At 73.2% G+C, this 13,383-nt stretch carries 2 protein-coding genes; both read left to right on the top strand.

What is annotated here, in order from left to right:
* Positions 1-10 precede the first annotated feature (10 nt).
* The gene (locus Ssi02_RS38990; RefSeq protein WP_204031006.1) at positions 11-4,876 is read left to right on the top strand and encodes a type I polyketide synthase; all 4,866 of its coding nucleotides are present in this window, start codon (positions 11-13) and stop codon (positions 4,874-4,876) included.
* Positions 4,877-4,895: 19 nt separating this feature from the next.
* Positions 4,896-13,346 (top strand): type I polyketide synthase, encoded by an 8,451-nt coding sequence (locus Ssi02_RS38985; protein ID WP_275410761.1) that lies wholly within the window; start codon positions 4,896-4,898, stop codon positions 13,344-13,346.
* The last annotated feature ends 37 nt before the right edge of the window (positions 13,347-13,383 follow it).

Genomic DNA, 13,383 nt, shown 5'->3' with positions numbered 1-13,383 from the left:
TGGATCACGCATGACGGACGAAGAGAAGCTCCGTTCCTACCTCAATCGGGTCACCGTACAGCTCCAGCAGACCCGCAGGCGCCTCCACGACGTGGAGTCCGCGGGGAGCGAGCCGATCGCGATCGTCGGCATGGCCTGCCGTTTCCCCGGCGGGGCGGACTCACCGGCGGCCCTGTGGGACCTGGTGCTCGCCGAACGCGACGCCATCGGCCCCTTCCCCGCCGACCGAGGCTGGGACACCGACGGCGTCTACGACCCGGACCCGGACCGCAGCGGCAAGACCTACCTGAGGGAAGGGGGTTTCCTCTACGACGCCGCCGGGTTCGACGCCGACTTCTTCGGCATCTCGCCGCGCGAGGCCCTCGCCGCCGACCCCCAGCAGCGGCTCCTGCTGGAGACCGCCTGGGAGACGCTGGAGAACGCCGCCGTCGACCCGCTGGGTTTGCGCGGCAGCGACACCGGCGTGTTCGTCGGGGTCATCGCCCAGGACTACGGCCCGAGCCTGCACCACGTGCCCGCCCGGCAGACCGACGGCTACGTCCTCACCGGCACCACGTCGAGCGTCGCCTCCGGCCGCATCGCCTACTCCTTCGGACTCGAAGGCCCCGCCGTCACCGTCGACACCGCCTGCTCGTCGTCCCTCGTCGCCGTCCACCTCGCCGTCCAGGCCCTCAGAGCCGGCGAATGCTCCCTCGCACTCGCCGGCGGCGCCACCGTGCTCGCCACACCCGGCATGTTCATCGAGTTCAGCCGCCAGCGCGGCCTCGCCCCCGACGGCCGCTGCAAGGCGTTCTCCGCCGCCGCCGACGGCACCTCGTGGGCCGAGGGCGTCGGCCTCGTCGCCCTCACCCGCCTGTCCGACGCCCGCCGCCTCGGCCACCGCGTGCTCGCGGTCATCCGCGGCTCCGCCGTCAACCAGGACGGCCGCAGCAGCCAGCTGACCGCCCCCAACGGCCCCTCCCAGCAGCGCGTCATCAGGCAGGCGCTCGCCTCGGCCGGGTTGTCGGGGACCGAGGTCGACGCCGTCGAGGCGCACGGCACGGGGACCGCCCTCGGCGACCCGATCGAGGCGCAGGCCATCCTCGCGACGTACGGCAGAGGCCGGGAAGGCGGCGAACCGCTCTGGCTCGGGTCGTTCAAGTCCAACGTGGGACACGCCCAGGCTGCTGCGGGTGTGGGGGGCGTCATCAAGATGGTGCAGGCCATCCGGCACGGGATCCTGCCGCGCACCCTCCACGCCGGCGAGCCGTCGCCGCATGTGGACTGGTCGGCCGGGTCGGTGGAGCTGCTCACCGAGACGCGCCCCTGGCCGCAGACCGGCCGTCCGCGGCGGGCCGGGGTGTCGGCGTTCGGCGTGAGCGGCACCAATGCCCACGTGATCGTGGAGCAGGCACCCGAGGAGGCGCCGGCGCTGTCCGGAGGTCCTTCCGGGGTGACGCTTCCGTGGGTGTTGTCGGCGCGGTCGCCCGAGGCGCTGACCGGGCAGGCACGGAGGCTCACGGCATTGGTGACCGGCTCGGGGGAGGTGTCGCCTGGCGATGTGGGGTGGTCGCTGGCGACGTCCCGGGCGGCGCTGGAGGAGCGGGCCGTGGTGGTGGCGGCCGAGCGGGAGGGCTTCCTGGCGGGGCTCGCGGAGCTGGCCCAGGGGGTGCCCGTCGGGCAAATCTCCTGGGTGGGCGAGGCGACGGCTGTCGTGCGGGGACGGGCCGGGGGCGGGCTCGCGTTGTGGTTCACCGGTCAGGGCTCGCAGCGGGCCGGGATGGGGCGGGAGCTGCACGCCCGGTTCCCGGTGTTCGCGGCGGCGTTCGACGAGGCGGTCACGGAGTTGGACCGGCACTTGGCGGGGCACGTTTCGCATCCGGTGACGGCGGTGGTGTTCGGGGAACCGGGCACCGAGGGGCTGCTGGATCGGACCGTTTATGCGCAGGCGGGGCTGTTCGCGGTGGGCTACGGCCTGTTCCGGCTGCTGGAGTCGTATGGGGTGCGTCCGGACTACGTGTCGGGGCATTCGATCGGTGAGCTGACGGCCGCGTGTGTGGCCGGGGTGTGGCCACTGGCGGAGGCGGCGCGGCTGGTGGCGGCTCGTGGCCGGTTGATGCAGGTGCTCCCGCAGGGTGGGGCGATGGTGGCGGTGGGCGCTTCCGAAAAGGAGGTCTCGGCGCTCGCGGATCAGGCAGGGGTGTCGATCGCCGCGGTGAACGGACCATTTTCGGTGGTTCTGTCCGGTGATGAGGCTGCCGTGCTGGAGCTGGCGGAGGTGTTCGCCGGGCGGGGGCACCGTACTCGCCGTCTGCGGGTGTCGCACGCGTTCCACTCGGCGCACATGGACGGGATGCTGGCCGAGTTCCGGCAGGTCGTGGCCTCGGTTGAGGCGGCTCGCCCTGAGCTTCCCGTGGTGTCCAACCTGACCGGTCGTGTTGCCACGGCAGATGAACTGGCGGACCCCGGCTACTGGGTGCGTCAGGTGCGCGAGGCCGTGCGGTTCGGGGACGTGGTGACCGAGCTGGAGTCACACGGTGTCACGACATTCCTGGAGCTTGGGCCGGACGGTGTGCTGAGCGCCCTGGCCGAGGAGTCCCTGACCGGCGAGGCACCGCTGCTCGTTCCGGCGCTGCGCAAGGACCGCCCCGAGGCCGAGACGCTCCTGTCGGCCGTCGCCGCCGCCCACGTCAACGGCGCCGGCATCGACTGGGACACCGTCTTTCCCGGTCCGCGCGGGCACGTCGACCTGCCGACCTACGCCTTCCAGCACAAACGCTATTGGCTCGAACCGACCCGAACCGAGTCGCCCGAGGAGCGGCGGGCGCCCGACGACGAGTTCTGGGAGCTCGTCGCCGCCAACGACGTGGGCACGCTGGCCGACACACTGGGCGACGGCTCCGACCGTGACGCCCTGGGCGCGGTGCTGCCCGCGCTGGCCTCCTGGTGGGACAGGCGGCGCACACGTTCGGCGGTCGACTCCTGGCGCTACCGCCTGCTGTGGCGGCCGGTGCCGCAGCCGGAGGCCGGCCGGCTCACCGGCACCTGGATTGTGGTGACCGGGCGCGACGCACCCGACGGCGAGGCGGCGGTGCGGGCGCTGGCGGGGCGCGGGGCTCATGCCGTACGGCTGCCGGTCGAGCACCCGGACCGGCAGGAGTTGGCCGACGCGCTTGTCAAGCACGGGCCGGTCGCGGGTGTCGTCTCGCTCCTGGCGCTCGCCCAAGGCGATCTCGGCGACTCGGCCGTGCCGTGGGGCCACGCGGCCAACGTCGCGCTGCTCCAAGCCCTGCACGACACCGAGGCCGGAGGCAGGCTGTGGTGCCTGACCCGGGGGGCCGTGACGACAGGGGCCACCGACGCGGTGACCGGCCCGGAACAGGCGCTGACCTGGGGGCTCGGCGTCATCGCCGCCGTCGAGGCCCCGCACACCTGGGGCGGCCTGATCGACCTGCCCGCCGAGACCGGCGACCGGGAGTGGACACTCGTGGCGTCCCTCGTCGCGGGTGGCGGCGAGGTGGAGACGGCAGTGCGCGGCGGGGGAGTGCTCGCCCGGCGGCTGATACGGTCACCCTCGGCCCGTGACCTCGACACGTGGGAGCCGGGCGGCACCGTGCTCATCACCGGCGGCACGGGGGCGCTGGGCGGCCGGGTGGCGGAGTGGTTCGCCGCGCGGGGAGCCGCGCACCTGCTGCTCGTCGGCAGGCGCGGCGACGCCGCACCCGGCGCGGCGGAGCTGCGGGAGCGGCTGGCCGCGCTCGGGGCGCGGGTGACGTTCGCCGCCGCCGACGTGTCCGACCGGGCGGCCCTGGCCGAGGTCATCGCCTCGATCCCCGCCGCACACCCGCTCACCGCCGTCGTGCACACGGCGGCCGTGCTGGACGACGCCCTCATCTCCGACCTGACCCCGCAGCAGCTCGACCGCGCGGCCAGGGTCAAGGTGCTCGGCGCCCGCCACCTGCACGAACTCACCAAGGACCACGACCTGTCGGCCTTCATCCTGTTCTCCTCGATCGCCGGTGTCTGCGGCGTCGCGGGGCAGGGCAACTACGCGCCCGGCAACGCCTACCTGGACGCCCTCGCCGCCGCGCGCCGCGCCGACGGCCTGCCGGCCACCTCCCTCGCGTGGGGCAGGTGGGCGGGCGGCGGCATCGTCGCCTCCGACGCCGAACGGCACTTCGCCCGGCACGGCCTCGCCGGCATGCCCCCCGAGCAGGCCGTCGCCGCCCTCGGCGCGGCACTCGCCGGCGACGAGACGCATCTGGTGATCGCCGACGTCGACTGGCCGGTGCTCTTCCGCGACCGGCCGCACCCCCTGATCCGCGAACTGCCCGAGACCGAGGCGCTGTTCGCCGATCAGGCTCCCGCCGTACGGCACGGCCAGGACGACCTTGCGCGGCGGCTCGGCGAGCTGCCCGAGAGCGAGCGTGTGCCGGCGCTGCTGCGGCTCGTGCGCGGCCAGATCGCCGCCGTCCAGGGACATTCCTCCCCCGAGGCGGTGGATCCGCACAAGCCCCTCCGCGACCAAGGGTTCGACTCGCTCACCGCAGTGCAACTGCGCAACAGGCTGACCGGGGAGACCGGGCTCCGGCTCCCGGCCTCCCTGGTCTTCGACCACCCCACCCCTGCGGCCATCGCCGACCACCTGCACCGGGAGATCGTGCCGGCGGCCGACGTCACCATCACGTCGGTGCTGGCGGGGATCGAGGCGCTCGAATCCCTGCTCTCCCGCGCCGCGGTCGACCGCGCCGAGCGCGAGGCCGCGGCGGCGCGGCTGCGGGGGGTCGTCGCGAAGTGGAGCGGCCCCACGGCAGCCGACGAGGTCGCCGGTGAGCTGTCGTCGGCGACCGACGACGAACTGCTCGACTTCATCGGCCGGACGCTCGGCATCTCCTAAAAAGAGAAAGGTTCCAACAGTGGCTGAGGACCAGATCAGGTACCTCCTCAAGCGGGTGTCCGCCGAGCTGCACGACGCACGCGAACGCCTGCGGAAGGCCGACGAGGAGCGCCGCGAACCCATCGCGATCGTGGGGATGGCGTGCCGGTTCCCCGGTGGGGTGCGGTCGCCGGAGGATCTCTGGGAGCTGGTCGCGGAGGGCCGGGACGCGATCACGGAGTTCCCGTCCGACCGGGGCTGGGACCTGGAGGCGCTCTACGACCCCGACCCGGACGTCCCGGGCACGTCTTACACGCGGCACGGCGGTTTCCTCGACGACATCGCCGGGTTCGACGCCGAGTTCTTCGGCATCTCGCCGCGTGAGGCGCTGGCGACCGATCCGCAGCAGCGGGTGTTGCTGGAGGTGGCGTGGGAGGCGCTTGAGCGCGCCGGGTTCGACGCGGCCGGGTTGCGGGGCGGGAAGGTCGGCGTCTTCGCCGGCATGAACGGCCAGGACTACGCCGCCCGGCTGGCGGCCACACCCGCCCATGTGGACGGCTACCTCAGCATCGGCAACGCGGCCAGCGTCACCTCGGGGCGGATCGCTTATGCGCTGGGGTTTGAGGGTCCGGCGGTGACGGTGGACACGGCGTGTTCGTCGTCGCTGGTGGCGTTGCATCTGGCGGTGCAGTCGCTGCGGTCGGGGGAGTCGGATCTGGCGCTTGCGGGTGGGGTGTCGGTGATGTCGTCTCCGGTGGGGTTTGTGGAGTTCTCGCGTCAGCGCGGGTTGTCGGTGGACGGCAGGTGCCGGGCCTTTGGTGCGGGGGCCGATGGCACAGGCTGGGCTGAGGGGGCCGGTCTGCTGGTGGTGGAGCGGTTGTCGGATGCGGTGCGGCTGGGTCATCGGGTCCTGGCGGTGGTGCGGGGGAGCGCGGTCAACCAGGACGGCGCGTCCAATGGCTTGACGGCGCCCAACGGGCCGTCTCAGCAGCGGGTCATCAGGCAGGCACTCGTCGCCGCAGGACTGTCTCCCACCGAGATCGACGCCGTCGAGGCCCACGGCACCGGCACCTCCCTCGGCGATCCGATCGAGGCGCACGCCCTCATCGAGACGTACGGCACAGATCGAGGTGAACGGGAACCCCTCTGGCTGGGGTCGCTCAAGTCCAACATCGGGCACACGCAGGCGGCGGCGGGTGTGGCCGGGCTCATCAAGACGGTGCAGGCCATCCGCCACGGGGTGCTGCCGAGCACCTTGCACGTGGAGGAGTTGTCGCCGCACGTGGACTGGGAGAGCGGGGCCGTGGCGCCGCTGGCCGAGTCCCGTCCGTGGCCGCAGACCGGCCGTCCGCGGCGGGCCGGGGTGTCGGCTTTCGGGGTGAGCGGGACCAACGCTCATGTGATCGTGGAGCAGGCACCCGAGGAGGTCCCGGCGCTGTCCGGAGGTCCTTCCGGGGTGACGCTTCCGTGGGTGTTGTCGGCGCGGTCACTCGAGGCGTTGAGCGGGCAGGCGGAGCGGCTGGCGGCGTTGTTGTCAGACTCGCCGGAGGTATCGCCTGCGCACGTGGGCTGGTCGCTCGCGACGTCGCGGGCGGTGCTCGAGGAGCGGGCGGTCGTGGTGGCCGCCGACCGCGAGGGGTTCCTGGCCGGGCTTGAGTCGCTCACCAAGAAGACGTCCGCAGATCCCGTCACCTGGGCGGGCGAGGCGACGGCTGTCGTCCGGGGGCGGGCAGGTGGCGGGCTCGCGTTGTGGTTCACCGGTCAGGGCTCGCAGCGGGCCGGGATGGGACGGGAGCTGCACGCCCGATTCCCGGTGTTCGCGACGGCCTTCGACGAGGCCGTCACCGAGCTGGACAGGCACCTGGCCGGGCACGTGCAGCATCCCGTGAAGGCGGTGGTGTTCGGCGAGCCGGGCACCGAGGGGCAGCTGGACCGGACCGTGTTCGCCCAGGCGGGGCTGTTCGCGGTGGGCTACGGCCTGTTCCGGCTGCTGGAGTCGTTCGGGGTGCGTCCCGACTATGTGTCCGGGCACTCGATCGGTGAGCTGACTGCCGCGTGTGTGGCCGGGGTGTGGCCGCTCGCGGAGGCTGCGCGGCTGGTGGCGGCTCGTGGCCGGTTGATGCAGGCGCTCCCGCAGGGTGGGGCGATGGTGGCGGTGGGTGCTTCCGAGGAGGAAGTCTCGGCGCTCGCGGATCAGGCAGGTGTGTCGATCGCCGCGGTGAACGGGCCTGCCTCCGTCGTGGTGTCGGGTGACGAGGCCGCCGTCTTGGAGCTGGCGGAGGTGTTCGCCGGGCGGGGGCACCGTACTCGCCGTCTGCGGGTGTCGCACGCGTTCCACTCGGCGCACATGGACGGGATGCTGGCCGAGTTCCGGCAGGTCGTGGCCTCGGTTGAGGCGGCTCAGCCCGAGCTTCCCGTGGTGTCCAACCTGAGCGGACGTGTCGCCACTGCAGATGAACTGGCCGATCCCGGCTACTGGGTGCGTCAGGTGCGCGAGGCCGTGCGGTTCGGGGACGTGGTGACCGAGCTGGAGTCACACGGTGTCACGACATTCCTGGAGCTTGGGCCGGACGGCGTGCTGAGCGCCCTGGCCCAGGAGTCCCTGACCGGCGAGGCACCGCTGCTCCTTCCGGCCCTGCGTAAGGACCGCCCAGAGGCAGAGACCCTTCTCTCGGCGGTCGGCGCCGCGCACGTCAGCGGCAGCCGCGTCGACTGGGACGCCGTCTTCCCCGAGCCGCGCGGGCACGTCGACCTGCCGACCTACGCCTTCCAGCACAAGCGCTACTGGCTGGAGGACTCCGCGACCGGTGACCCGGCCCACCTCGGGTTCGGTACGGCGGAGCACCCCCTGCTCGGCGGCGTGGTGCGGTTGGCCGAGGGCGAGGGGGTGCTGCTCACCGGCAGGTTGTCGACGCAGACGCATCCGTGGCTGGCCGACCACGCCGTCGGTGGAACGGTGCTGCTTCCCGGCACCGCATTCGTGGAACTCGCGATCCGCGCCGGGGACGAGGTCGGCCTCGACACATTGCACGAGCTGGTGATCGAGGCTCCGCTTGTGCTGCCCGAGCGCGGCGGGGTGCACATCCAGGTCAAGGTGGCCGAACCCGATGCGAACGGCCACCGTACGATCACCGTCCACTCGAAGCCCGGCGACGCGTCCCCGGAGACCCCGTGGACCCGCCACGCGACCGGCTCACTCGGCACACACCCCGACCCGGTCCCTCCCGGCGAGACCGAATGGCCACCCCCGGGTGCCGACCCCATCCCGGCCGAGGGGTTCTACGAGGCGCTGGCCGACGCCGGGCTGCACTACGGCGAGGCGTTCCAAGGGGTGCGGGCGGCGTGGCGGCGAGACTCGGTCCTCTATGCCGAGGTTGCCCTCCCGGAGAAGGAGAGCGCCAAAGGCTATGGGCTGCATCCGGCGCTGCTGGACGCCGCTCTGCACGTGTTCGCTTTCGATGCCCTTCCCACCACGCCCACGGAAAAGAACCACCTCCCGTTCGCGTGGCGAGGGGTGCGGCTGCACGCCACGGGGGCTTCCGCCGTACGGGTGCGGTTGGCGGCGCTCGCCCCCGACGAGCTGTCGGTGCGGGTGGACGACGCCGCGGGTGCGCCGGTCGCCGAGGTCGCCTCGTTGAGGACACGGCTGGTTTCCGCCGGCCAGGTGAAGAGTGCAGGGATCGACCCGGACTCGCTGTTCGAGGTGACCTGGACTGAAATCGGTGTTGAGACCACCGGGACAGCTCCGACGACCGCGTTCGACGGCGACCCGGTTCCCGGCCCCGACTTCCTGGTCGTCCCCGTCACCCCCGAGGTGGGCAAGGAAGTCGTGACCGCCGCCCACGAGACGGCCTGGGAGGTGCTGGAGCGGCTTCAGCGGTTGCTCGCCGATGAGAGGTACGCGGCGTCCCGCCTGGTCGTGGTGACGACGGGCGCCGTCGCAGCCAGAGACGGGGAGAGCCCCGACCTCGCCGCCGCACCCGTGTGGGGGCTTGTGCGCGTGGCACAGTCCGAGCACCCCGGCCGCATCGGCCTGGTGGACCTCGACCCGGACGGCGGAGCACAGGATCTGCGGGTCGCCCTGCCGGCTGTGGCCGGGGGCGAACCCCAGGTGGCGGTGCGCGGCGGCGTGATCCTGGCGCCGCGACTGACCCGGCCCGCTCCACACGGCCGGACCGCCTCCGACGGCCGCTGGAACCCCGAAGGCACCGTGCTGATCCCCGGCGGCACCGGCACCCTGGGAGCCCTGTTCGCCCGCCGCATCGCCGCCGAGTACGGCACAAGCCACCTCGTCCTGGTCAGCCGCAGCGGCGACCGGGCCCCCGGCGCGAGGGAACTGGCCGCTGAGCTGTCCGCCCAAGGCACAAAGGTGACGATCGTCGCAGGCGACGTCGCCGACCGCTCCTTCCTGGCAGGCGTCCTAGACACGATCCCCGCCGAACATCCCCTCACCGCCGTGGTGCACACAGCGGGAGTCGTCGACGACGGCGTCCTCGGCTCACTGACCTCCGACCGCCTCGACCACGTCCTCCACCCCAAGGTGGACGCCGCCTGGCACCTCCACGACCTCACCAAGCACCTCGACCTCGCCGATTTCATCCTGTTCTCCTCGGTCGCCGGGGTGCTGGGCAGCGCGGGCCAGGCCGGCTACGCCGCGGCCAACGTGTTCCTCGACGCCCTCGCCGCCCACCGCCGCGCAAGCGGCCTGGCCGCGCTCTCCCTCGCCTGGGGCCTGTGGGCGGGGACCAGCGGCGTCACCGCCCACCTGACCGACGCCGACCGGGCACGCACCGCACGGCTCGGCGTGCGGGAACTGGACGCGGACGAGGGCTTCGACCTGTTCCGGGCCGCCCGCGAGACCGGCCTGCCCACCGTGGTCCCCGCACCGCTCACCCTGCCGGCTCTCAACCGGGGCCGCGGCGAGGTGCCGCCCCTGCTCCGGAACCTGGTGCGGCGAAGCCGGCCCGAGGCCACGGCCACCCCCCTGTCCGTCTTCGGCGCCGCCGAGGCGCTGGAGCTGGTGCGGGCTGAGGCGGCAGCCGTACTCTCCACCGGCGTCGAGTCCGTCGGCGCGCACCGCGCCTTCACCGACCTCGGCCTGGACTCCCTCACTTCCCTCGAACTCCGCAACCGGCTCAACGCCGCCACCGGCCTGCGCCTGCCCGCCACCCTCACCTTCGACCACCCGACCCCCGAGGCGGTCGCGGCGTTCCTCGTCGCCGAGAAGACCGGAGACCGGGCCGAGCCGGCCGCCCCCACCCCGGCGGCGGCGCCGGCCGACGAGCCGATCGCCATCGTGGGCATGGCCTGCCGCCTGCCGGGCGGCGTGCGGTCGCCCGACGACCTGTGGCGGCTCGTGGCCGAAGGCCGGGACGCGATCTCGGAGTTCCCCGCCGACCGGGGCTGGGACATCGAGCGGCTCTTCAACCCCGACCCGGAGAACCCCGGCACCTCCTACACCCGCCACGGCGGATTCCTGCACGAGGCCGGCGACTTCGACGCCGAGTTCTTCGGCATCTCGCCGCGCGAGGCTCTGGCGACCGATCCGCAGCAGCGGTTGCTGCTGGAGACCGCCTGGGAGGCGCTGGAAGGCGCCGGCATCGACCCGCGGACCCTGCGCGGCAGCAGAACCGGTGTCTTCGCGGGTGTGATGTACCACGACTACGCGCCCCGCGTCGGCGAGGCCCCCACCCCGCTGGAGGGTTTCATCGCGAACGGCAACGCCGGCAGCGTCGCCTCCGGCCGCATCGCCTACTCCTTCGGGTTCGAAGGTCCCGCCGTCACGGTCGACACCGCCTGCTCCTCCTCCCTCGTGGCCCTGCACCTCGCCGTGCAGTCGCTCCGCAGCGGCGAATCGGACCTGGCGCTGGCCGGAGGTGTCGCCGTGATGGCCTCTCCCGCCGTGTTCGTCGAGTTCTCCCGGCAGCGCGGACTGGCCGCCGACGGCCGCTGCAAGGCATATGCGGGAGCGGCCGACGGCACCGGCTGGGCGGAGGGGGTGGCGCTGCTCCTCGTGGAGCGGCTGTCGGACGCCCGGCGCCTCGGCCACGAGGTGCTCGCCGTCGTGCGCGGCACCGCCGTCAACCAGGACGGCGCCTCCAACGGCTTGACCGCCCCCAACGGCCCCAGCCAGCAGCGTGTCATCCGCCAGGCGCTCGCCGGCGCCGCCCTGACGCCCGGCGACATCGACGCCGTCGAGGGCCACGGCACCGGCACCACCCTGGGCGACCCGATCGAGGCCCAGGCCCTCATCGCGACCTACGGCCGGGACCGGCCGGACGACACCCCGCTGTGGCTCGGCTCCCTCAAATCCAACCTCGGCCACACCCAGGCCGCCGCCGGAGCCGCCGGGATCATCAAAATGGTCCAGGCCATCCGCCACGGCGTGCTGCCGCGCACGCTGCACGTCGACGAGCCCACACCGCACGTCGACTGGTCGGCGGGCCGGGTCGAACTGCTCACAGAGACCAGGGAGTGGCCCCGCACCGGGCGGCCCCGCCGCGCGGGAGTGTCGTCCTTCGGCGTCAGCGGCACCAACGCCCACGTCATCATCGAACAGGCCGACCCGCTGCCCGCCGCCGCACCGGAGGACGCCCAGCCGCCGTCGGTCCTGCCGTGGGTCCTGTCGGCCCGTACGGCCGAAGCCCTGCGCGGCCAGGCCGCAACGCTGAGAGCTCACCTGGATTCCGGCGGCCCGGTCCCCGCTGCGGACGTGGCGCGCTCGCTGGTCTCCACCCGCGCTCTGTTCGAGCACCGGGCCGTCGTTGCCGGCGAGGGCGGGGACCGGCTGCTCACCGGGGTGGCCGCGCTCGCCGCCGGAGAGTCGGCGGCGAACCTGGTGCGGGGAGTGGCCGACACCGAGGGCAGGACCGTGTTCGTCTTCCCCGGTCAGGGGTCGCAGTGGGAGGGGATGGCGGTCGAACTGCTCGACACCTCCCCGGTGTTCGCCGACAGCATCGCGGCCTGCGAAAGTGCGCTCTCGCCGTACGTCGACTGGTCCCTCTCCGGCGTCCTGCGCGCAGACGAGGGGGCGCCGGGCCTGGACCGGGTGGACGTCGTGCAGCCCGCCCTGTGGGCGGTGATGGTGTCGCTCGCCGCTCTCTGGCGCTCATATGGCGTGCACCCTCACGCCGTCACCGGCCACAGCCAGGGCGAGATCGCCGCCGCCTACGTCGCCGGGGCCCTGTCCCTCGACGACGCCGCCAAGGTCGTGGCGCTGCGCAGCCGCGCCGTCCTCGCCCTGGCGGGAACCGGCGCGATGGCCTCGATCGCCCTCCCGCGCGACGAGGTCGATGCGCGGCTCGCGGCCTATGACGGCGGCATCTCCGTCGCCGCCGTCAACGGCCCGGCCGCCGTGGTCGTCGCCGGGGAACCGCAGGCCGTCACCGAGTTCGTCGCCCAGGTCAAGGAGGAGGGGGAGCGGGCACGGCTCATCCCCGTGGACTACGCCTCACACTCGCGGCAGGTCGAGGCCGTCCGCGACGAGGTGCTGACCGCGCTCGCCGATGTCACCCCGCGTGCGGCCGCGGTGCCGCTGCTGTCCACCGTAACCGGCGACGTGCTCGACACCACGACGATGGACGCCGGCTACTGGTACACCAACCTGCGGGAAACCGTACGGTTCGAGCAGGCCGTCCGCACCCTCGCCGAACGCGGCCACGACGTCTTCATCGAGATCAGCCCCCACCCGGTGGTCACCGCCGCCCTCCAGGAGACCCTGGAGGCATCGGCCAGGCCCGGGGCCGCCGTCGCCGGAACCCTCCGCAGGGATCAAGGGGGACTGCCGCGCTTCGTCACCTCGGTCGCCGAGGTGCACGTGCGCGGAGTCGCGGTCGACTGGGAGCCCGCGCTCGGCGCGGGCGGCGGCCGTGTGCCGCTCCCGACCTACGCCTTCCAGCACCGCCGCTACTGGCTCGACACCCTCCCGTCGGCCGGCCGCGCGGCGGAGCTCCCCTCGCTCGCCGACCGGCCCGCCGCGCCGGCCCTCGCACTCTCCGGACTGTCCGGCAAGGAACTCGACGAGGCCCTACTCCGCCTCGTGCGCACCGAGTCGGCCATCGTCCTCGGCCACGACGATCCCGGCACCGTCGAGACCGGCCGCGCCTTCCGCGAACTGGGCCTCGACTCGCTGACCGCCGTCGACCTGCGCAACCGCCTCGGCAACGCGACAGGCCTAACCCTGCCGGCGACCCTCGTCTTCGACTATCCCACCCCCGCCGCCATCGCCGGCTACCTGCGGGAGGAGTTCTCCAGTGGGGAGGCCGTACGGTTCCCCTCCGCCCTGGCCTCCCTCGACTACCTGGAGACCGTGCTCGCCTCCGTCCAGCGCGACGACCCCGAACACACCGAACTCTTCACCCGCATGCGCACCCTGCTCGACCGGTGGGGTACGGCAGAGCCCTCAGCCGGCGACGACGACGTGTTCGACGTCGCCACAGCCACCGACGAGGAGCTGTTCGAGCTGCTCGACAACGACTACGAGTCCCTCTGAACAGTCGCGGTCGCCGCAACACGTGAAGGAAACAACC

The organism is Sinosporangium siamense (assembly GCF_016863435.1).
Lineage (GTDB): Bacteria > Actinomycetota > Actinomycetes > Streptosporangiales > Streptosporangiaceae > Sinosporangium > Sinosporangium siamense.
The sequence above is the reverse complement of the archived record's forward strand: the minus strand, read 5'-3'. Positions and strand labels throughout refer to the sequence as shown.

What these genes read in the sequence shown, in the direction of transcription:
- Ssi02_RS38990 (WP_204031006.1), top strand. Translation starts at nt 11, where the DNA reads ATGACGGACGAAGAGAAGCTCCGTTCCTACCTCAATCGGGTCACCGTA.